21 protein-coding genes are annotated in these 19,554 nt (G+C 73.5%); 6 read left to right on the forward strand and 15 right to left on the reverse strand.

Features of this window, described 5'->3' with window-relative positions; genetic code table 11:
• Positions 1-137: 137 nt before the first annotated feature.
• Entirely contained in the window at positions 138-1,655 is a 1,518-nt protein-coding gene (locus HA073_RS30785; RefSeq protein WP_305070230.1) for a hypothetical protein, read from the reverse strand.
• Positions 1,656-1,804: 149 nt separating this feature from the next.
• On the opposite strand from HA073_RS30785, the gene HA073_RS27845 reads away from it, so the two are divergent.
• Together HA073_RS27845 and HA073_RS27850 are read left to right on the forward strand one after the other, a co-directional pair.
• On the forward strand, positions 1,805-2,443 hold the full coding sequence (locus HA073_RS27845; RefSeq protein ID WP_030502929.1) for a TetR/AcrR family transcriptional regulator: 639 nt from the start codon (positions 1,805-1,807) through the stop codon (positions 2,441-2,443).
• 65 nt (positions 2,444-2,508) lie between these two features.
• Positions 2,509-2,736, forward strand: coding sequence for a DUF3107 domain-containing protein (locus tag HA073_RS27850; RefSeq protein WP_030502928.1), 228 nt, complete (start codon positions 2,509-2,511; stop codon positions 2,734-2,736).
• Positions 2,737-2,781: 45 nt separating this feature from the next.
• On the opposite strand, the gene HA073_RS27855 is transcribed toward HA073_RS27850, so the two are convergent.
• Positions 2,782-3,468, reverse strand: coding sequence for a ferritin-like fold-containing protein (locus HA073_RS27855; RefSeq protein ID WP_043328173.1), 687 nt, complete (start codon positions 3,466-3,468; stop codon positions 2,782-2,784).
• A gap of 285 nt (positions 3,469-3,753) precedes the next feature.
• Here HA073_RS27855 and HA073_RS27860 point away from each other — a divergent pair, with 285 nt between their 5' ends.
• Both HA073_RS27860 and HA073_RS27865 read left to right on the forward strand, forming a co-directional pair.
• Positions 3,754-5,412, forward strand: a complete 1,659-nt coding sequence (locus tag HA073_RS27860) for a DEAD/DEAH box helicase (protein ID WP_166457654.1) — start codon at positions 3,754-3,756, stop codon at positions 5,410-5,412.
• A 179-nt stretch (positions 5,413-5,591) separates the two neighbouring features.
• Positions 5,592-6,740: an SAM-dependent methyltransferase gene (locus HA073_RS27865; protein WP_043328170.1), complete on the forward strand. Its 1,149-nt coding sequence runs from the start codon at positions 5,592-5,594 to the stop codon at positions 6,738-6,740.
• Between the two features lie 8 nt (positions 6,741-6,748).
• On the opposite strand, the gene HA073_RS27870 is transcribed toward HA073_RS27865, so the two are convergent.
• On the reverse strand, positions 6,749-7,177 hold the full coding sequence (locus tag HA073_RS27870) for a hypothetical protein (protein ID WP_069088024.1): 429 nt from the start codon (positions 7,175-7,177) through the stop codon (positions 6,749-6,751).
• A gap of 192 nt (positions 7,178-7,369) precedes the next feature.
• Here HA073_RS27870 and HA073_RS27875 point away from each other — a divergent pair, with 192 nt between their 5' ends.
• Positions 7,370-7,789, forward strand: a complete 420-nt coding sequence (locus tag HA073_RS27875; protein WP_043328166.1) for a helix-turn-helix domain-containing protein — start codon at positions 7,370-7,372, stop codon at positions 7,787-7,789.
• Positions 7,790-7,797: 8 nt separating this feature from the next.
• Here the strand turns inward: HA073_RS27875 and HA073_RS27880 are convergent, their stop codons facing one another.
• From HA073_RS27880 to HA073_RS27930, 11 genes are all read right to left on the reverse strand, one after another.
• A complete protein-coding gene (locus tag HA073_RS27880; protein WP_309228067.1) occupies positions 7,798-8,832 on the reverse strand; it encodes a hypothetical protein in 1,035 nt (344 codons plus the stop codon).
• A complete protein-coding gene (locus HA073_RS27885) occupies positions 8,825-9,055 on the reverse strand; it encodes a heavy-metal-associated domain-containing protein (protein ID WP_043328162.1) in 231 nt (76 codons plus the stop codon). Before HA073_RS27885 ends, HA073_RS27880 begins: the two co-directional genes overlap by 8 nt.
• Positions 9,056-9,178: 123 nt before the next feature.
• Positions 9,179-11,299 carry a RecQ family ATP-dependent DNA helicase gene (locus HA073_RS27890; protein WP_166457655.1) on the reverse strand — a complete coding sequence of 707 codons (2,121 nt, stop codon included), beginning with the start codon at positions 11,297-11,299 and terminating at the stop codon, positions 9,179-9,181.
• A gap of 47 nt (positions 11,300-11,346) precedes the next feature.
• Positions 11,347-12,096, reverse strand: a complete 750-nt coding sequence (locus HA073_RS27895) for an SDR family NAD(P)-dependent oxidoreductase (RefSeq protein WP_043328158.1) — start codon at positions 12,094-12,096, stop codon at positions 11,347-11,349.
• 119 nt (positions 12,097-12,215) lie between these two features.
• Positions 12,216-13,325 carry a branched-chain amino acid ABC transporter permease gene (locus tag HA073_RS27900; RefSeq protein WP_166457656.1) on the reverse strand — a complete coding sequence of 370 codons (1,110 nt, stop codon included), beginning with the start codon at positions 13,323-13,325 and terminating at the stop codon, positions 12,216-12,218.
• The gene (locus tag HA073_RS27905; protein ID WP_043328154.1) at positions 13,322-14,212 is read right to left on the reverse strand and encodes a branched-chain amino acid ABC transporter permease; all 891 of its coding nucleotides are present in this window, start codon (positions 14,210-14,212) and stop codon (positions 13,322-13,324) included. The genes HA073_RS27900 and HA073_RS27905 overlap by 4 nt, the downstream gene beginning before the upstream one ends.
• On the reverse strand, positions 14,209-14,943 hold the full coding sequence (locus HA073_RS27910) for an ABC transporter ATP-binding protein (RefSeq protein ID WP_113973479.1): 735 nt from the start codon (positions 14,941-14,943) through the stop codon (positions 14,209-14,211). The genes HA073_RS27905 and HA073_RS27910 overlap by 4 nt, the downstream gene beginning before the upstream one ends.
• Positions 14,943-15,686 (reverse strand): ABC transporter ATP-binding protein, encoded by a 744-nt coding sequence (locus tag HA073_RS27915; protein WP_064446648.1) that lies wholly within the window; start codon positions 15,684-15,686, stop codon positions 14,943-14,945. The genes HA073_RS27910 and HA073_RS27915 overlap by 1 nt, the downstream gene beginning before the upstream one ends.
• Before the next feature lie 3 nt (positions 15,687-15,689).
• Positions 15,690-16,895, reverse strand: coding sequence for a substrate-binding domain-containing protein (locus HA073_RS27920; RefSeq protein ID WP_166457657.1), 1,206 nt, complete (start codon positions 16,893-16,895; stop codon positions 15,690-15,692).
• Between the two features lie 214 nt (positions 16,896-17,109).
• Positions 17,110-17,355, reverse strand: a complete 246-nt coding sequence (locus HA073_RS27925) for a hypothetical protein (RefSeq protein WP_166457658.1) — start codon at positions 17,353-17,355, stop codon at positions 17,110-17,112.
• Positions 17,352-17,654 (reverse strand): DivIVA domain-containing protein, encoded by a 303-nt coding sequence (locus tag HA073_RS27930; RefSeq protein ID WP_043328146.1) that lies wholly within the window; start codon positions 17,652-17,654, stop codon positions 17,352-17,354. Before HA073_RS27930 ends, HA073_RS27925 begins: the two co-directional genes overlap by 4 nt.
• 283 nt (positions 17,655-17,937) lie before the next feature.
• On the opposite strand from HA073_RS27930, the gene HA073_RS27935 reads away from it, so the two are divergent.
• Positions 17,938-18,165: a GntR family transcriptional regulator gene (locus tag HA073_RS27935; RefSeq protein ID WP_069088015.1), complete on the forward strand. Its 228-nt coding sequence runs from the start codon at positions 17,938-17,940 to the stop codon at positions 18,163-18,165.
• Between the two features lie 265 nt (positions 18,166-18,430).
• On the opposite strand, the gene HA073_RS27940 is transcribed toward HA073_RS27935, so the two are convergent.
• Positions 18,431-19,549 (reverse strand): glycerophosphodiester phosphodiesterase, encoded by a 1,119-nt coding sequence (locus HA073_RS27940; RefSeq protein ID WP_166457659.1) that lies wholly within the window; start codon positions 19,547-19,549, stop codon positions 18,431-18,433.
• Positions 19,550-19,554: the final 5 nt, after the last annotated feature.

A 19,554-nucleotide genomic window follows, 5' to 3' on the forward strand; every position in this document is an offset into this window, starting at 1 on the left:
GAGCACTTGCGGAGATGGCGCGTCCATAGGCCGCACCATGCCCGATAAAGCAGGGGTACTCTCCGGCGTGGGAAACGGAATGTCATTGAGCCTGATTTGCAGGCCTGCGGGTTGTGTCTGTTTGGAGACGCTGGAAGTCATAGGAAATAGTTCAATGTAGGTGGTGTCCAGTCGTGTGCGGTTCCGATCGGATAGCAGGGAATCGTGGGCGTCTTCCCGCCGGCCGGGGCGGGTGGGGCGCTCGCCGGCTCGGGACCGGTGGCCGGGTTCACCGGCGGGACCGGCACCGGCGGCCCGGCCCACGAGGGTCGCTCGTACCCGTGCGGCGGCTCGCCGTCGCCCCGGGCCAGCCGGAACGGCCGGGTCGCCTCACGCGCCGGCTCCGGACCGGTGCCCGGCTCGGACTCGTACTGACGCGGCGGTTCCGGCTCGTACGGCCGGGTCGGTTCCGGTCCGGCGGCCGGCTCGGCGCGCAGCGGCTCGTACGGCCGTACCGGCTCGGGCCGGGGCGGCTCGTAGCCGGACGGCGGCTCGACGCGGGCCGGCATGTACGGCCGCACCGGCTCGGGCGCCCACTCGGCCGCGCGCTCGTCGCGGGCCGGCCGGTCGTCCCAGCCCGCCCGGTCGTCCCAGCCCGCGCGGTCGTCATGGCCGGCACGGTCGTCGTGGGCCGCGCGGTCGTCGTGGCTGACACGGTCGTCGTGGCTGGCAAGGTCGTCATGGGCCGAGCGGTCGTCGCGGGCGGCGCGGCGGCCGGCGGTGTCGTCCTCCCGCTCGCGCCGGTCGGCGGGCTCCGCGGCGCGGCGCGCCGCCGGCTCGCCGGTGCGGGCCCACGGCGGGGCCCAGCCGTCGCCCCAGCTCGGGCGGTTCCAGGACGGTCCGGACCAGTCGGGTTCACCGGCGCCCGGGTCGTCCGCGGCGGGCTCCCGGGAGTCGGCGGCGGCCCGGGGCCCGGCGGCGCCCGCCGGTCCGTCCGGCGGGCGGACGTCGCCCACGGGCTGCGCGGAACGGCCGGCCGGGTCGGCGGACGGCTCGCCGGCCGCCCGGTCGGCCCAGCCACGGGAGAGCGACGGGGTGGACTCGGTGTTCGGCGCGTGGAAGCCCGGTGGCACCTCGAAGCCGGATGCGGCGGCGCCGACCGGCGGCACCTGCAGGGCCGGGGGCGCGGAGGCGGGGCCGCTCTCGGCCCAGCGGGGCGCGGCGGCCGGGTCGTCGGCGGCGTGCCGGGAGCCGGCGGCGTCGGCCGGGTTCACCTGCTGCTCGGCCGGGGGCACCGGTCGCGGGGCCGGTACGGCCAGCCGCTCGCCGTCGCTCTGCCGGGGCGGTTCGTCCGCCGGCGGGGCACTGACCGGCGCCTGGCGGGTCACGCGCGACTCCTCCCCGGCGTGGTGCACGCCGTTGACGTGGCGGCCGTTCACCGGTCCCGGCTCCGGTCGGCCGGGTAGCGGAGCCGGCAGGTCACCGTGCCGGGGCGAGGAGGCGGCCCAGCCGCCGAGATCGCCGTAGGGCCAGCCGCCGGGCGCCGGAGCACCACGGGACCAGCCGTTCGGCGGGGGCGCCCAACCGCCGCCGGTACGGGCGGGTTCGTCCTGCCGGCCCGTCCCGTCGCCGTGCTCTCCCGGGGTGGCGGCTCCGGGTTGCCCTGTTTCACTCACCGCGCGCTCCTTGGTCGCCCCCGCTGAGGCTACCGTGTGGTGACAGTGGCGATAAGTTACAGCGGCGGGCCAATTCCGCGACGGGTTCACGAACCCGCACCGGTTCGGGTGATACGTGCCGGCTCGTACGCAGATACTCGGAGGTTCCCATGACCGCAGTGGGGAACGGTGCACAGACCGCCGGTCGGCCCACCCGCCTGCCCCGCTCGGCACGCCGTAAGCAGCTGCTCGCCGCTGCTCAGGAGGTGTTCGTCGCGCAGGGCTACCACGCCGCCGCGATGGACGACATCGCCGAGCGGGCCGGGGTCTCCAAGCCGGTGCTCTACCAACACTTCCCCGGGAAGATGGAGCTCTACCTGGCGCTGCTGGACACGCACTGTGACGCGATAGTGGCAAACGTGCAGGGCGCCATGAGCAGCACCAGCGACAACAAGGAACGGGTCAGCGCCGCGGTCCGCGCGTACTTCGACTTCGTCGACCACGAGAGCGAGGCGTTCCGGCTGGTCTTCGAGTCCGACCTGCGCAACGACCCGGCGGTGCGGCAGCGGGTGGAGCGGGTCGAGCAGGGCTGCATCGCGGCCATCACCGACACGATCATCTCGGACACCGGCGTCAGCCGGTCGCACGCCGAGCTGCTCGCATCGGGCCTGGTCGGCGCCGCCGAGACGGCCGCCCAGTTCTGGCTCGCCGGCGGCCGTCAGGTGCCCAAGGCGGAGGCCGAGGCGCTGGTCGCGGCCCTGTCCTGGCGGGGCATCGCCAGCTTCCCGCTGCAAGGTGAGTCAGCCTGAACATCGGGCCGCCGGATCGGATAGCCTTCCCACGGTGGCTTTTTCGCCCCAGTTGAGGAGGCACAGTGGAGGTCAAGATCGGCGTGCAGTACGCGCCGCGGGAGCTGGTCCTGGAAAGCGCGCAGTCGCCGGCCGAGATCGAGCAGATCGTGACCGACGCCTTCGCCAGGAGCGAGGGCACGCTCTCCCTGACCGACGAGAAGGGCCGGCGCGTGATCGTGCCGGTCGGCAAGGTCGCCTACGTCGAGATCGCCGAGGCGTCGCCTCGCGCGGTCGGGTTCACCGTTCGCTGATTCCCGCGGCGCCGGCCGCCGTGGCGGGCCTCCCGCCACGGCGGCTCAGTTGTTCAGCCCGACCGCCGTCATCCGCGCGGTGTGCGCCTCGGTCAGCCGGCGCAGCAGCCCCGGCACGTCCCCGCCGGTCCGGCCGATCAACGCGCTGAGCGCGCCCCGGTCGGCGGCGGCGACCCGGCCGGCCTGGGACAGCGCCTCCCCGAGCAGCCGCCGGGCCCACATGGAGAGCCGGCCCGCGGCCCGGGGATCGGCCTCGATCGCGGCCCGGATCTCGGCCGCGGCGAACTCGGCGTACCGGGAGTCGTGCAGCACGTCGAGCAGCAGCGTCCGCTCCGGCCCGTCCAGGCCGTCGGCGATCCCGCGCAGGAAGTCGTCGGTGATCGCGTCGCCCACGTACGCCTTCGTCACCGCCTCCGCCCAGTCCCGCGGCTCGGTCGAGTCGTGGTACGCCCGCAGCGCCTCGACGTAGGGGACCATCGCCTCCTCCGGGGTGACGCCCCACGCGGCGAGGCGGTCGGTCAGCCAGCGATAGTGGGCGATCTCCGCGGCGGCCATCTCGCTGAGCGCGGCGCGGCGGCCCAGGTCGGGCGCGAGGCGGGCGTCGGCGGCGAGGCGGTCGAAGGCGAGCAGTTCGCCGTACGCGACGAGCCCGAACAGGTCGATCGCGGCGGGATCGGGGGCGGTGGGACCGGCGGCGGCAGAGCCGGTCGCGGCGGGGTCGGGGGCGGCCACGAGCGCAGGCTACCGGCGCCAATGCTGTGACTCAAGTCACATCGAGCCGCCCCGCGCGCACGGCCACCACCTGGGAATCGGGACGACTCAGGGGCCGTTCAGGTAGGATGAGACAGTTGCCGTGGGCACCGATTCGGTCAGCTTCGCTGATCAAGACCGGTCCCCGACGCGCGTGCGGCCCGGTCCGGCTCGGCGATTCGCCCCCGACCGCGTGGCCCGCGCCACACACCGAACGCGCCCTGAGGACATGAGGGGCGCACCACGAGAGGGCACCCCCACATCCACATGAGCGACCAGATTTCCGGCCAGCCACTGGCCCCCACCGCTCCGGTCCCGCCGGAGGCACCCACGTTCGCCGCGCTCGGCGCGCGGCAGGAAACCGTCGAGGCGCTGGCCGCCGCCGGCATCACCCGCGCCTTCGCCATCCAGGAGTACGCGCTGCCGATCGCGCTGCGCGGCGTCGACCTGATCGGGCAGGCCCCGACCGGCACCGGCAAGACGCTCGGCTTCGGCATCCCGCTGCTGGAGCGCGTGTTCGCCCCGTCCGAGGGCAGCGACGGCGTCCCGCAGGCGCTCGTCGTCGTACCCACCCGTGAGCTGGGCATCCAGGTCGCCAAGGACCTCGACGCCGCCGGTCGCACCCGGGGCGTCCGGGTGCTGCCGATCTACGGCGGCGTGGCGTACGAGCCGCAGATCGAGGCGCTGCGCAGGGGCGTCGAGATCCTGGTCGGCACCCCCGGCCGCCTGCTGGACCTGCAGAAGCAGAAGCACCTGCGGCTCGACCGGGTCCGCGCGCTCGTCCTCGACGAGGCCGACCGCATGCTCGACCTGGGCTTCCTGGACGACGTCGAGAAGATCCTGGCGATGCTGCCGGAGGACCGGCAGACCATGCTGTTCTCGGCCACCATGCCGGACCCGATCGTCGCGCTGTCGCGGCGGTTCCTGCGCCGGCCGGTGACGATCCACGCCGGGCACACCGCCGAGACCGGCCCGTCCCCGCAGACCACGCAGCTCGCGTACCGCACGCACTCGCTGAACAAGGTCGAGATCGTGGCGCGCATCCTCCAGGCGGAGGGCCGTGGCCTGACCATGATCTTCACCCGTACGAAGCGGGCCGCCGACCGGGTCGCCGAGGATCTCGACTTCCGTGGTTTCGCCGTGGCCGCCGTGCACGGCGATCTCGGCCAGGGCGCGCGGGAGCGGGCGCTGCGGGCGTTCCGCGCCGGCAAGATCGACACGCTGGTCGCGACCGACGTGGCGGCCCGGGGCATCGACGTCACCGGCGTCACGCACGTGATCAACTACGACTGCCCCGAGGACCAGGACACCTACACCCACCGCATCGGCCGTACCGGCCGGGCCGGGGCAACGGGTGTCGCGGTGACGTTCGTCGACTGGGACGACATGCCCCGCTGGCGGATCATCGACAAGACGCTCGGGCTGGACATGCCCGAGCCGCCGGAGACGTACCACACCTCCGCGCACCTCTACACCGACCTGGCCATCCCCACCGACGTCAGCGGCACGCTGCCGACCGCCGAGCGCACCCGCGCCGGGCTGTCCGCCGAGGTCGAGGAGGACCTGGGTGGCGGCGGCCGGGCACGCCGGGGCGCGCGTCGGGGTGACAGCCGGGGCCGCGAGCGCGGCGACCGTGACCGTGGTGACCGCGGTCGGGGCCGTGCGAGCGACGGCGGGGACGCGCCCGCCGGGCAGGCCGAGGCCGGGGACGGCGAGGCGACCCGTACGCCGCGTCGGCGGCGTCGTCGCCGGGCCGGCGAGACGGTGGCCGGCGAGCCGACCGCGGTGATCAGCACCGAGGGCTCGACCGAGGCCCCCGCCGCACCGCAGGCCGCGGAGGGTGAGACGGCGAGCAAGCCGCGTCGCCGTCGTCGCCGCCGCAGCGGCAGCACCGGCGCGCCCGCCGAAGCCAGCAACGCCGACTGACGAACACCAACGGAAACGGCCTCCCGGACCCCGGTCCCGGAGGCCGTCCCCGTCCCACGACCGCCGGACCCACGCGGTGATCATGAAGTTGACGGCGCGACACGCCGTGCTCACGTACGGCCAACCTCATGATCAACCAGGTCGGCGGGGTGGGTGGAGAACTGGAGAGGTAGGTAGGGATGCCGGAAGCGCTGGAATCGGCGCTCGCCGAGGTACGGACGCTGCTGCTCGCGCCGGGGCTGACCCGGGCGGTGGCCGCCGGGCGGCGTCGTGGGCAGCGTCCCTCGGTGGTACGCGCGGAACTGCGCCCGGTCGCGCTCAAGAGCGGCCCCCGGTTGCAGATCGCCACCTCGGACGGGTCACGGCCGCACACCCGCAACGTGGCGCCGGGAGCCGAGGCCGACGCCGCGGTGGACGAACTGCTCGCCGAGCCGTTCGGCAACTGGCACGTCGAGACCGCCGACGCCACGATCCAGCTCCGGGTGACGAAGTCCGGTGAGGCGCAGGTGCACCGCGCGGCGGCCAGCCGTACCGCCGGCGAGCCGGAGCGGCACGACCGGGCCAAGGAGTGGCTGCTCGACCCGGGTGATCCCCTCTTCAAGGAGATCGGCGGCTCGGCGGCCAAACGCCGGCAGGTCGACGCGTTCCTGCGCGCGCTGGCCGCGACGCTGCCCGACGACCTCACCGGCGCGCTGCGGGTGGTGGACCTGGGCTGCGGCAACGCGTACCTGACCTTCGCCGCCTACCGCTACCTGCTGCGGCGCGGCCTGGACGTGACACTCGTCGGCGTGGACGTACGCGAGGACCAGCGCCGCCGCAACACCGAGCTGGCCGAGCGGCTGGGCTGGGCCGACCGGGTCAGCTTCGTGGCCGGCACCATCGCCGAGGCGCCCGTCGAACCGGCGCCGGACCTGGTGCTCGCGCTGCACGCCTGCGACACCGCCACCGACGAGGCGCTGGCCCGGGCGGTGCGCTGGGACGCCCGCTGGGTGCTCGCCGCGCCCTGCTGCCACCACGACCTGGCCGCCCAGCTCCGGGCGCGCCCGGCGCCGGGACCGTACGAGCTGCTGACCCGGCAGGGCATCCTCCGGGAGCGGTTCGCCGACGTGCTGACCGACGCGCTGCGGGCCGGTCTGCTGCGCCTGCACGGGTACCGCGCCGAGGTGGTGGAGTTCGTCGACTCCCAGCACACGCCGCGCAACCTGCTCATCCGGGCACGCCGGACGGCCGGAGCGCCGACCGACGGGCAGCGCGCCGAGTATCGCGAGCTGGTCGGCCAGTGGGGCGTGACGCCCCGGCTGGAGACGCTGCTGGCGGAGCGGGCCTGAGGGGCGCGCTACCGCCCCCGGTCGCCCCGGTTGCGATCGCCCCGGTCCAGCACAGACACGCGCTCACCACGGTTGGCGGGCCGCTCGCCGTCCTCGGCCGCGGTCGGGAACGGCACCACCTTCCCGCCGAGCTGCTCGGCGTTGCCGGCGGCGGCGAAGGCGTTCCACGAGATGTCCACGAGCATCCGCTTCAGCTCGGCATGCCGGAGGGCGGCGTTGCGCTGCAACGCCATCCGCGCTCCCAACACGACCGAGGCCAGCGTGGTGCAGATCGCGCCGGTCGCGGCGATCAGGTGTACGCCGGTCGCCTCGCCACCGCGTACCGCCAGCACCAGCAGCCAGATCCAGAAGCCGAGAGCGAACAACGCGGCCTTGGCCACGAAGAAGAGGCTCACCGCGCCGGGGCGATGCGGTACGGGACGGTCCGGCTCGGCCATGCTTCTCCTCCATCGATTCTCAGGGTTCACTCAGCCTATTACCCGAAGCGCATTACCCGAAGCAAGCTTCCGCATTCACCGAGTCCCGCCGACGAGATCTCCGGACCGATCAGTCAGTTACTTCTGCGCCCCGGCGTACTAGGCTCGATCGACAGAGCCGGGCCACCGGCGGGAGGGGCAGATCCGACAGGGATGGGTTCGGCAGACGTTTCGCCGCAGATGGCCTTCGCGCGCTTCGTACGCCGGGCCATCGACGACGCGCGCGAGGAACGCGGCTGGACGGTCACCGATCTGGCCACCCACACCGGAGTCGGCCGCTCGACGGTGTTCCGCTGGCTGGCCGGCGACTGGCAGGACTACCCCGAACTCGCCAAGGTGCGCGGCTTCTGCGCCGCTCTCGACCTGCCCGTGGCGGCCGCGTTCCGCGCGCTGGGCCTGCCCGACGCCGGGCCGGTGCCGCGCCGCCGAGGTGCCGAGGAGGGTCCGGTGGAGGCCGACGTGCGGGTGATCCTGGACCGGCTGGCCGACCCGAGCGTGCCCGCCGAGGAGAAGCACCACATCCGTGATCTGCTCCGCTACCTGGCCCGCCGCCCGGTCCGCCGCGCCGGCTGACCGAGGGCTCAGGCCACCGTCAGCGTGAACTCGGCGGTCCGCACCACGCCGCCGACCTGGAAGTCCAGGAACATCCGGTAGTTGCCCGGCCCCGGCGCGGTCAGCCAGAACGTCACCTCGTCGCCGTCGCGCACCGGCTCCGGGTGTACGTGCAGGTAACCGAGGTCGCCCTCGCGCAGCGCGACCAGGTGCCCGAACGCGCCGAGGTACGGCTGAAGCGGCGCTGCCCCGCCGTCCGCGCCGGTGATCCGGAACCGCAGCGGCACCGAGCGTCCCACCTCCGGGGTGCCCGTGTACGCGGCGGTGAACCCGTCGACGGTGGCCGACGTCGCGGCGGCGGGCAACGGCCGGGGCCGGTACGCGCCGGGCGCGGCCAGGTCGGCGCCGAGCACCACGGCGACCTGTCCACCGTCGTCGGCGACGGCGGTGAAGTCCGCGTACATCCGCCAGGAGCCCGCCTCGATCGGCCCGAGCGGCACCGACCAGCTGCCGTCGGCGGCCATCGTGGGGTGCAGGTGCAGGTAACCGCTCAGGTCACGGCGCACCACGATCACATGCATCGGCTTGTCGTGCACCACGGCGAACCGGGTGACCGCGCGGCGCTTGTCGTCGCGGATCTGGAAGCGCAGCTCACCGGCGCGGCCGGCGGTCAGCTCGGCGTTCGACGGGACCAGCGTGTAACCGGCCGAGGTGATCGACAGCCCGGCCGCGCCGTCGCCGCCGCCCTGGGTGACGGTGGCGCCGTCGTGGGAGTGCGCGCCGGTGCCGGGCGCGTGGGCGTGCATGCCGCCGTCGCCCGTGGTGGCCCCGCTCGCCGTGGCTGCGGGCCGCGCCGGGTCGGCGGGCGCGTTCATCCGGCCGAGCCCGAAGCCGAGCAGCACGGCGAGCACGAGCCCGCCCACCACCAGGGCCAACCGCAGCGTCTCCCGATCCACCGCGACCGGGCCGCCCGCGGCCACCCCGGCGCGGGGCGGTGTCGCGCCGGTCACGGCGTCGTCGGGGACGACGCCGGTGCCGGACGTGCCGGACGACGACTCAGGCACCGCCGCCGACCAGCTCGTAACCCGCCTCGTCCACGGCGGCACGGACCGACTCGACCGCCAGCGGGGCGTCACTGGTGACGGTGGCGGTGCCACCGGCCAGATCGATCCGGACCTCCTCGACGCCGGGCAGCGCGGACAGCTCCTCGGTCACCGCCCGGACGCAGTGTTCGCAGGTCATCCCGGTCACGGCGTACGTCTGGACGACGGGTAGCTGCTCGGTCATGACCCCACGGTACCGCCGGTCACCTGCGGCTCCGCCGACGGTCCGCCGACGGTGGCGACGCTCGCATTCCGGCCGCGCCGGGAACTTTTCGACGGCCGGGACCTGTCACGCGGACGCGACGGGTCAGGCGGCCACCGCGAGCGCCAGCGGCAGCACGTCCGGCGCGCCGGCCCGGCGCAGCAGCCGCGCCACCATGGCCATGGTCCAGCCCGAGTCGACCAGGTCGTCCACCAGCAGCACCGGCCCGTCCAGCCCCGGCAGCGCGTCGGCCAGCTCGTCCGGCAGGCGGAAGGCGTCGTGCAGCGCGCGTACCCGCTGGGCGCTGTTGCCGCGCGGCCCGCCGCCGCCGGACGGACCGGCCGGGACGACGTGGCCGAGCAGCGGCAGCCGGCCCACGGCGGCGATCCGCTCGGCCAGCGAGCCCACCAGCAGCGGTCGCGTCCGCGAGCCGACCGCGACCACGCCCACCGGCCGCCGGGGCCACGGGTCGTCGCCGTGCGCCCACGCCTTCAGCACCTCGACCACGGCCGCCACCACGTCGTCGGGCACCGGGCCGTCGGGCGCCTCCGGCCCGACCAGCCCGCGCAGCCGCCCGCCCCACCCCAGGTCGGAGAGGCGTCCCACGGCCCGGCCGGGCAGCGCCTGCTCCGCCGGGGCGATGCGGCCCTTCAGGGGTACGCCGACCGCGTCCAACCCGGTGGGCCAGAGCTTCTTGGGCGGGATCGCGACGCCGGGGCGCCCGAGGAACGTCTGCGCGGCGGTCAGCGCCTCGTCGGAGACGGCTGCCTCGAACAGCGGGCCGGCGCAGTTGTCGCACCGCCCGCAGTCGGCCGCCCCGGTGTCGTCCAGCCCTTCCCGCAGGTAGCGCATGCGGCAGCCGGACGTCGAGGCGTACTCCCGCATGGCCCGCTGCTCGGCGGCGCGCGCGTCGGCGACGCGCCGCAACCGGGCCTCGTCGTAGACCCACGGCTCGCCGGTGGCGAGCCAGCCGCCGCGCACCCGGCGGACCGCGCCGTCCACGTCGAGCACCTTGAGCATCAGCTCCAGCCGGGCCCGGCGCAGGTCGACCACCGGTTCGAGGGCCTGGGTGGAGATCGGCCGCTCGGTGTCCAGCGCGGCCAGCACGGCGCGGACCTGTTCCTCGGGCGGGAAGGCGAGCGAGGCGAAGTACCGCCAGATGGCCGCGTCCTCCACGCCGGGCAGGAGCAGCACCTCGGCGTGCTCGACTGCCCGGCCGGCGCGGCCGACCTGCTGGTAGTAGGCGATCGGCGAGGGCGGCGCGCCCAGGTGCACCACGAAGCCGAGGTCGGGCTTGTCGAAGCCCATGCCGAGCGCGCTCGTGGCGACCAGCGCCTTGATCTTGTTGTCGAGCAGGTCCTGTTCGGCGGCCCGCCGGTCGGCGTCCTCGGCCTGCCCGGTGTAGGAGGCGACCGACCAGCCCCGGCGGCGCAGGAAGTCGGCCGTCTCGGTGGCCGCCGCGACGGTGAGCGTGTAAATGATCCCCGAGCCGGGGAGCCGGTCCAGGTGGTCGGCCAGCCAGGCCAGGCGGTGCGCCGGGGTCGGCAGATCGAGTACGCCCAGGCGCAGCGACTCCCGGTCGAGCGTGCCCCGCAGCACCAGCGCGTCACCCAGTTGCTCGGCCACGTCCTGCGTGACCCGGGCGTTGGCGGTGGCGGTGGTGGCGAGCACCGGCGTGCGCTCGGGCAGGTTGGCCAGGAACGTGCGCAGCCGCCGGTAGTCGGGGCGGAAGTCGTGCCCCCAGTCGGAGACGCAGTGCGCCTCGTCCACCACCAGCAGCCCGGTGGTGGCGGCGAGCTTCGGCAGGACGCCGTCGCGGAAGTCCGGGTTGTTCAGCCGCTCCGGGCTGATCAGCAGCACGTCGACCGCCCCGGCGTGGATCTCGGCGGTGATCTCGTCCCACTCGTCCAGGTTCGCCGAGTTGATGGTGCGGGCCCGGATGCCGGCGCGGGCCGCCGACTCGACCTGGTTGCGCATCAGCGCCAGCAGCGGCGAGACGATCACCGTCGGCCCGTGCCGGTTGCCCTCGCGCAGCAGCGCGGTCGCCACGAAGTAGACGGCCGACTTGCCCCAGCCGGTGCGCTGCACGCAGAGCACCCGCCGCCGGTCGACCACCAGCGCCTCGATGGCCCGCCACTGGTCCTCGCGCAGCCGGGCGTGGTCACCCGCCAGCCGCCGCAGCACCGCCTCGGCGCGTTCCCGTACGGCCGTCCGATCCTGGCTCATCCGGCATTTCTACCAGGAGCGGCGGGGGCGGCCGTCCCTTCCGCGTGTCAGCGGCCGAGTACGGAACCGCCGTTGACGCCGAGCACCTGCCCGGTGACGTACCCGGCGGACGGGCCGACCAGGTAGCTGACCGCCGCCGCGATGTCGTCCGGCACACCGGCCCGGCCGACGAGCGTGGCGGCGACGCGCTTGGCGTGCCCCTCGGGCGTCATCCGGTCGCCGAAGAATTCAGTCTCGGCCACGTAGCCGGGGCTCACCACGTTGACGGTGATCTGGTCCGGGCCGAGCTGGGCGGCCAGGTCGTACGCCCAGCCGTGCAGCGCGGCCTTCGCGGCCGAGTACGGCCCGCCGCCGCCGCGCTGCGCGGCGATCGAGCTGAGCAGGACAACCCGGCCGCCGGGGCGGCGCAGGGCGGGCAGCAGCGCCTCGGTGAGCAGTACGGCGGTGAGCACGTTGGCGTCCAGGTTGGCCCGCCACCAGTCCGCCACCCCGCCGAGCGAATCGGTGGACCCGCCCAGGAATCCACCGGCGTTGTTGACGACGGCGTCCACGGCGCGCTCACCCACGGCGTCCACGACCGCGCCGACCTGCCCCGGATCGGTCAGGTCGGCGACGACGGCCGTGACCGCCCCGTCCCGCCCGCTCTCGGCACCGATCCGGCGTGCGGCGGCGTCGAGCACGTCCCCCCGCCGCCCCACCACGAGAACATCGAACCCGTCCCCGACGAGCCCCCGCGCCACGGCAGCCCCGATCCCGGTCCCACCCCCACTGACCACAGCAAGCCGCCGCTCCCCCATGACCGCTCCCCTTCCCGCTGTCCCCGCTCTCCCCGTTGATCAAGGAGTTTGCGTCATCCTAACCGCGAAATCAGGACACAAACTCCTTGATCAACGGGGTGGAGGGAGAGGGCCGGAGGTCAGCGGGGGCGGTGGAGGGCCTTCAGGAGGGGGGTCACGCGGGAGCGCAGGCTGGCCAGGCCGCCGGGGAAGAAGTAGACGGCCAGGATGAACACCGTGCCCAGGACGAACAACGGCTGGCTCAGCGGGTGACTGAGGAACGCGGGCAGGCTGTTCACCGCGTCGCTGCTGCCGAACGCGGTGAGCCGGTGGTCCAGGTACATGTACAGGACGCCGCCCAGCACCGGCCCCCACCGCGTACCGGGACCGCCGAGCACCACCATGACCAGCAGCGACAGCGTCAGCTCCGACGACGTGATGTGCGGGCTGGCGCCGCCGACGATCAGCACGTAGACCACCCCACCGGCCGACGCGAGACCACCGGCGAGCGTGAACGCGACCAGCTTGAACCGGTACGGGTCGAGCCCGAGCACGCCGATGCGTCGCTCGTCGTCGCGCAGCCCGGCCAGCACCCGCCCGGTCGGCGAGGCGCTGACCCGGTGCACGACCAGGACCACCATGGCCAGGTACGCCAGCGCCAGCCAGTACAGGTTCACCGTGTTGGTGACCCCCACCAAGGCAGCCGGCAGCCCCGACACGTCCAGCGGCAGGCCCTCCTCGCCACCGGTGAGGCCGCCGAAGTCGCGGGCCACCAGGATCGCCCCGACCTGCGCGAACGCCAGCGTCACCATGGCGAACGCGATGCCGACGGTGCGCAGCGCCACCGCGCCGAGCAGCGCGGCGAGCGTGGTTCCGCCGATCACCGTGAGCACGGCGGCCTGCCACAGCGGCAGCCCGGCCTTGGTGACCAGGATGTCGGTGCCGTACACGCCGGCGGCGAAGTAGAGGGCGTGGCCGAAGGAGAGCATTCCGGTACGCCCGAACAGCAGGTCGTATCCGGCCGCGAGCCCGCCGAAGACCAGGCAGATGGCGAGCAGTTGCAGCGTGCCCGGCGAGTTGAGCGGCCCCTCGAAGATCCCGGGCAGGTTCAGCGTCGAGTACGGCAGGATCGCCGCCACCACCAGGGCCACCAACGGCAGGTACGGACGCAGGCCGTGCCAGCGGGAACGCCCGGGGGTCAGTTCGTCGGGCACCTGCGCCGGAGGCGCGTCGACCACCGAGTTGGTCATGCGTGAGCCACCTTTCCGGCCAGGCCCTGCGGACGCAGCAGCAGCACCACGGCGAGCAGACCGACCACGCACAGGTCGCCCAGCCCGGACGTGCCGTAGTAGTTGACGAACTGTTGCAGCAGCCCCACCGCGACCGCCGCGTACGCGGACCCGACCACCGAGCCCATCCCGCCGATCACCACCACGATGAACGCGAAGATCAGCAGTGAGCCGCCCTGCCCCGGCGAGACGGTGCCGAAGTAGACGCCGCCGAGCGCGCCGGCCAGCGCGGCGGCGGCCCCGCCGATCGCGAAGACCAGCGTGAACGCCTTGCGCACGTCGATGCCGAGCGCCGTCACCATCTCCCGGTTCTCCACGCCGGCCCGGATGATCAGGCCGTACCGGGTCCAGCGCAGGAACGCCAGCAACGCGCCGAGCACCACAGCGGCGGCGACGATCAGCAGCAGCCCGGCGTTCGGCACCTGCGCGCCGAGCACCGACGTCACGTTCCGGCTCCACTCCGGGCGCGGGAACGGTCGCGGGTCGGCGCCCCAGGTGGCCTGGAGCAGCGCCACCCCGGCGAGCGACAGGCCGACGGTGACGAGCACCTGCTCGATGGTGCGGGAGTAGAGCGGCCGGATCAGCACCAGCTCCACCAGCACGGCGACGAGCGAACCGGCCAGCACGCCGAAGACGACGGCGAGCACGAAGCCGAACCCGTCCGGTCCGGCGCCGGGCAGGTTGCCCGAGGCCCACCACGTCGCGTACGCGCCCACGCCGAGGAACAGCCCGTGCGCGAAGTTGAGCACGTCGGCGAGGCCGAACACCAGCGACAGGCCGGAGGCTACGAGGAAGTACAGCGCCGCCAGGCCCAGCCCGGTCAGCGTCAGCAGGACCACGGTGTTCACGCGTGCACCTCCCCGGAGCCGGAACCCACACCGAGCAGCGACTTCGTCAGCGCGGTCTCCAGCAGCAACTCCTGGGCGTCGCCGGTCCACGCGACCTTCCCGGCGGAGAGCACCACCGCGTCGGTCGCCAGCCGCCGTACCACCGCCAGGTTCTGCTCGACCAGCAGCACCGGCACGGATTCCGCGACCCGTTCCAGCACCTCGGCCACTTCGGTCACCACCTTCGGCGCCAGCCCTTTCGTCGGCTCGTCGACGAGCAGCAGCCGGTTGTCGTTGAGCAGCACCCGGCCGATCGCGAGCATCTGCTGCTGCCCGCCGGACAGCGAGCCGGCCCGTTGCCGTCCGCGCCGCTCCAGCTCCGGGAAGAGCGAGAAGACCTTGTCGTACGCGGGCGCGACACCGCGCCGTTCGGCCAGCCGCAGGTTCTCCGCGACGGTGAGCCCGGCGAAGACGCAGCGGTCCTCCGGCACGTAGCCGAGGCCGTCGCGGACCAGCCGGTGGGTGGGGCGGGCGAGCAGGCTGCGCGCCCCCATGCGTACGCTGCCGCGCACCTCGCCGCCGCGCGGCGTCAGCCCGACGATCGCGCGCAGCGTGGTGGTCTTGCCGACGCCGTTGCGCCCGAGCAGCACCGTCACGCCGGTCGGCGCGACCTCGAACGACACGCCCTGGAGGATGTGCAGCCCGGCGATCCGCACGGACAGGTCCGCCACGGACAGGACAGGTTCCGCCATCAGAGCGCCTCCCCCAGGTACGCCTCCTGCACTGTGGCGTTCGCCATCACCGTCTCCGGGGTGTCGCACGCCAGCAGCGCGCCGTGGTGCATCACGGCGATCCGGTCGGCCAGTTCCAGGATCACGTCCATGTGGTGTTCCACCATGAGCACCGCCCGGCCGCTGTCCCCGGTCAGCGACTTGATCACGCTGACCAGCTCGGGCACGTCCTCGGCGCTCACCCCGGCCATCGGCTCGTCCAGCAGCATCACCCGGGGCTCCCCGGCGAGCAGCAGCGCGATCTCCAGCTTGCGCTTCTCGCCGTGGGCCAGGGTGCCGGCGAGCGCCGTACCCCTGTAGTGCAGGCCGACCCGGTCGAGCGCCGCGTCGGCGGCGGCGGCCACCTCCCGGTCGGCCGCCGCCCGCCGCCACAGCTTCATCGAGCCACCCCGGTGTGCCTGTACGGCGAGCCGGACGTTCTCCCGCACGCTGAGCGAGCCGAAGACCGAGGACGCCTGGAAGGTACGCCCCAGTCCGAGCCGGGCACGCCGGTGCGGCGCAAGCGCGGTGATGTCCGCGCCGTCCAGCAGGACCGTGCCCTCGGTGGGCCGGCGCAGGCCGGTGATCAGGTTGAACAGGGAGGTCTTGCCGGCGCCGTTGGGCCCGATCACGCCGAGGAACTCCCCCGGCGCCAGATCGAGGTAGACGGAGTCGACGATGGCGACCTCACCGATCCGCCAGGTCAGACCGCGGGTGGCGAGCATCGGTCAGCCCTTCATCTGCGCGACCGGCGGCGCGCTCTCGTCACCGGTGAGCGACTTCTGCGCGGTCGCCGTGAAGGTGGTGCCGCTGCCGGAGAGCTTCGCCTGGTACATCGGCTGGAGCAGGGCGTGGTCCTCGGCGCGGATCTTCATGGTGCCCTTGACGCCCTCGAACTCCCAGCCCTCCAGCGCGGTGACCATCTTCTCCACGTCGTCGCCGCCTTCCTGCACGGCCCGGACGACCATCTGCGCGGCGGCGAACCCGTCCGGGTGGAACAGGTCGAGCGTGCCGCCCGGCACCTTCGCCTTCGCGGCCTTCGCGGCCTCGGTGTCGCTGGCGCCGTCGAAGTAGTGCGACAGGAACGAGATCTTGCTGCCGGCCGCGCCGAACGTCGGCCACGAGGCGCGGATGTCCAGGCCGGTGACGACGGTGGTGGAGGCGAGGACGCCCTGCTGGTCGAGCGTCTGCCACATGGCGCCGGCGGTGGTGCCGGCCCAGGCGACGAAGAGCAGGTCCGGCTTGGCGGCCTTGATCTGGCTGGCGAACGGCGTGAACTCGGTGGCGCTGGCCGGGGCCCGCACGCTGCTCACGTTCGCGCCCGCGCCCCCGATGACGGCCTTGACGGCGGCCTCGTTCGCGTCGCCGAACGCGCCGTCCTGCGCGAACACCACGACCTTCTTGCCGCCCGCGTCGCCGATGAACGAACGGGCGGTCACCACGTCCTGCCACGACTGCCGGCCGGAACGGAACGTGTACTTGTTCGCGCCGGTCACCGCGTCCGTCGCGGCCGGGCCGGAGATGAACAGCACCTTGTTCTGCGCGGCGATCGGCGCGACCTGGAGCGCCACCCCGGAGGAGGTGGACCCGGCGATGATCTTCGTACCCTTGCCGATCAGGTCCTTCGCGGCGGACACGGCCTTGGCCGGGTCGCCCGCGTCGTCGGCCTCGGTCACCTCGATCGTGCGGTCACCGACCTTGCCGGTGCCCTTGGTGGCGAAGTCGAGGCCGGCCTTGAAGCCCTCGATGTACTGCTTGCCGTAGCTGGCGAGCGGCCCGGACTGGGAGTAGACCAGACCGACCTTGACCGGGGCGGCGGCGTCGCCGCCGCCGGATGCGGTGTCCTGCGGGCTGCCACAGGCCGTGGCAGCCAGAACGACCGCCACCGAGGTGGCGGCGGTAAGGAACACCCGTCGCGTGTGCCGGATCGTCATTGCGACTCCAGGTGAGGACAGGGGGAATGTCAGTTGTCGGCTCACGCTAGAAGTGACGTCACCCACGGGCTATGTGGTCGGCGCACACAAGTGCCCGGGACAGGATGGCCGCTCGTTACAACGCCGGACATCGGCACGTAACCGCGCCGACCCGGGATGGCCGCACCCACCACGCGCACCTCGCCGGGAATGTCGGCCCACGCCATCGCGCCGGTCACCGCCCGCCGCATTCCCCGTCATGGTCGGCCGCCCGTGCGCATCGCCGGCCACCGTCACGCGGCCGGTCGCACCAGACCCAGTGGCGTACCGACTGATCGTCCTTCCGCGACACGGTCGTCCCGGCGCGCTCCACGTCGGCCAGGAACCCGAGCGCCCGGCAGATGGCCCGCGCGAACCCGCGCGCGCCGTCGAGGTCGGCCGCGAGAACCGGCAGGTGTACGACGAACCGCTCCCGGCTCACCGCTGCGCGCCCGGCGTGAACCGGGACTGCCAGCTCTTGAGCGCCGCCTTGATGCGGGTGTTCTCCTCGGCGTACCGGGACGCGTCGCGCCGGGCCAGCGCCAGGTCACCGGCCACCCGGTAGAGGAAGGCGTGCACCTCCGCCGGGTCGAGTCCGTGCCGCACGGTGCGGAACTTCCGCTCGCGGATCTGCCCGACGCTCAGCGGCCGGCACGACTCCGAGCGGTACCAGCCCTGGTTCGGCGGCCTCCGGGTCCGGTTACGCCGCGCCGACTGGAACAGGTTGAGCACGTTTCGCACGCCGATCCTCCTCACCGAGCCGTGGAGGCGGCCCGCCCGCAGACAGGGGACGCGGGCGGGCCGCCGACCCCGAGACCGCAGCCCGTTCGGCGGTACGACCCCGGAGCCCAATCCGGGTCCGACTCCCGAGGTTTGCCGAACCAACCGGAGCCGGACGCGACTCAACCTACACCAGTATCTGGTTACGCGCGAGCCTCCACTCTCGACGCGCTGGGCAACTTGTTGCAGTTACTTGTGCAGGTAGGGCAGGATCGGATTCGCCGAACCAACCGGAGTCCCCACCATGCCCACAGCAGAAGCACCGTTCCGCCGTATCGCCAACGACATCGCCGCGAAGATCAAGAGTGGCGAGCTGAAGCCGGGCGACCGGCTGCCCTCGACCCGCGAGTTGGCCGAGTCCTACGGCGTCCACATGAACACGGCCTACCGGGCGATGTCGTTGCTGCACGATCGCGAGCTGATCACCGGCCAGCCCGGCCGAGGCACCTACGTAGCCGAACCCCCGGCCTGATCAACTCCACTACGCCGAGGTGGCGGCATCACCCCGCCCCGCCCCGCCGATCTTGGAGTTGTGGCGCCTCAGATGCCCGGTTCGCGGCTTACGCGAGGCACCACAAGTCCAAGATCGATGGAGCGGCCCGAGATCTTGGTACGGGATGGCCCCTCGGGGGGCCGTTTCGTACCAAGATCTCGGGAGCGGGCGAGCGCGACGGACCCCGGGCACGCTCACGGGGTGCCCGCCGCTGCGGCGAGCACCCCGTGAACAGGAGCAACGGTCAGCGGCCGGCTCGGGCGGCCACCGCCGTGTCGGGGTGGTCGCTGAACACGCCGTCCAGGCCCAGGTCGAAGAACAGCTCGTACTCGGACGTGATGTCACCACGCGCGTTCGGGTCGGTGCCGATGCGGAAGTCCACCGGCAGGAACTGGTTCTCGGCCCGGAACGTCCACGCGTGCACCACCAGCTTCTGCCGGTGCGCGTCGCGGATCACCGGGGTCGGCGCGAGCAGCCGTCCGGCGGAGTCGCGGGGCACGATCAGGTTCTTGTTCAGGCCGACGCCGTCGGCGTACCGGGAGATCCAGGCCAGTCCGGCGGGCGTGGCCAGGTCCGCGTAGGTCCGCTTGTCGCCGCCCGCGACGAAGTCGTAGGGCGCGCCGCTGGCGTCCATGAGCTGCACCAGCCGTACGTCGATCATCTTGTCGAGTTTGCGCAGGTTGGCGGTCTCGAAGCTCTGCACGAACACCGGGTCGGCGCGGTGGGTGAGCCGGTTGCGGCGCAGCACCGCCACCAGCGGCTCCTCCAGCGGGCGGCCGATCGAGGCGAAGTAGGTGGGGTGCTTGGTCTCCGGGTAGACGCCGATGGTCCGGCCGCGGGCCTTCGACTCGGCCCGCGCCAGGTCGATGACCTCCTGGAACGTCGGGATCTCGAACCTGCCGTCGAACGCGGTGTTCGCGACGCGCACCTGCGGCAGCCGCTCCTTGGCCCGCAGCGTCTTCAGCTCGGCCAGCGTGAAGTCCTCGGTGAACCAGCCGGTGACTGTCACCCCGTCGATGGTCTTCGTGGCCTTGCGGGCGGCGAACTCGGGGCGGGCGGCCACGTCTGTCGTACCGGAGATCTCGTTCTCGTGCCGCGCGACCAGGACGCCGTCCTTCGTCGCGACCAGGTCCGGCTCGATGAAGTCGGCGCCCTGCCGGATGGCGAGCCGGTAGGCCTCCAGGGTGTGCTCCGGGCGGTAGCCGCTCGCGCCGCGGTGGCCGATCACGATCGGCCGCTGGGTCGCGCGGGTCTGCTCGGCGGCGCGGTGGTCCGGGCCGGCCTGGGCGGCCACGGCCGGCACCACCACAGCCGCCGCGAGCAGCGCGCCGGCCACGCCGAGGGCGGAAAGGGTACGTCGCAACGCCG

It is taken from the genome of Micromonospora sp. CMU55-4 (assembly GCF_011602315.1).
Taxonomy (GTDB): domain Bacteria; phylum Actinomycetota; class Actinomycetes; order Mycobacteriales; family Micromonosporaceae; genus Micromonospora; species Micromonospora chalcea.

Coding starts and splice junctions, on each gene's coding strand:
- HA073_RS27935 (WP_069088015.1), top strand. CDS start 17,938: ATGCCCACAGCAGAAGCACCGTTCCGCCGTATCGCCAACGACATCGCC.
- HA073_RS27845 (WP_030502929.1), top strand. CDS start 1,805: ATGACCGCAGTGGGGAACGGTGCACAGACCGCCGGTCGGCCCACCCGC.
- HA073_RS27870 (WP_069088024.1), bottom strand. CDS start 7,177: ATGGCCGAGCCGGACCGTCCCGTACCGCATCGCCCCGGCGCGGTGAGC.
- HA073_RS27895 (WP_043328158.1), bottom strand. CDS start 12,096: ATGGGGGAGCGGCGGCTTGCTGTGGTCAGTGGGGGTGGGACCGGGATC.
- HA073_RS27865 (WP_043328170.1), top strand. CDS start 5,592: ATGCCGGAAGCGCTGGAATCGGCGCTCGCCGAGGTACGGACGCTGCTG.
- HA073_RS27920 (WP_166457657.1), bottom strand. CDS start 16,895: ATGACGATCCGGCACACGCGACGGGTGTTCCTTACCGCCGCCACCTCG.
- HA073_RS27915 (WP_064446648.1), bottom strand. CDS start 15,686: ATGCTCGCCACCCGCGGTCTGACCTGGCGGATCGGTGAGGTCGCCATC.
- HA073_RS27875 (WP_043328166.1), top strand. CDS start 7,370: ATGGGTTCGGCAGACGTTTCGCCGCAGATGGCCTTCGCGCGCTTCGTA.
- HA073_RS27900 (WP_166457656.1), bottom strand. CDS start 13,325: ATGACCAACTCGGTGGTCGACGCGCCTCCGGCGCAGGTGCCCGACGAA.
- HA073_RS27860 (WP_166457654.1), top strand. CDS start 3,754: ATGAGCGACCAGATTTCCGGCCAGCCACTGGCCCCCACCGCTCCGGTC.
- HA073_RS27890 (WP_166457655.1), bottom strand. CDS start 11,299: ATGAGCCAGGATCGGACGGCCGTACGGGAACGCGCCGAGGCGGTGCTG.
- HA073_RS27910 (WP_113973479.1), bottom strand. CDS start 14,943: ATGGCGGAACCTGTCCTGTCCGTGGCGGACCTGTCCGTGCGGATCGCC.
- HA073_RS27885 (WP_043328162.1), bottom strand. CDS start 9,055: ATGACCGAGCAGCTACCCGTCGTCCAGACGTACGCCGTGACCGGGATG.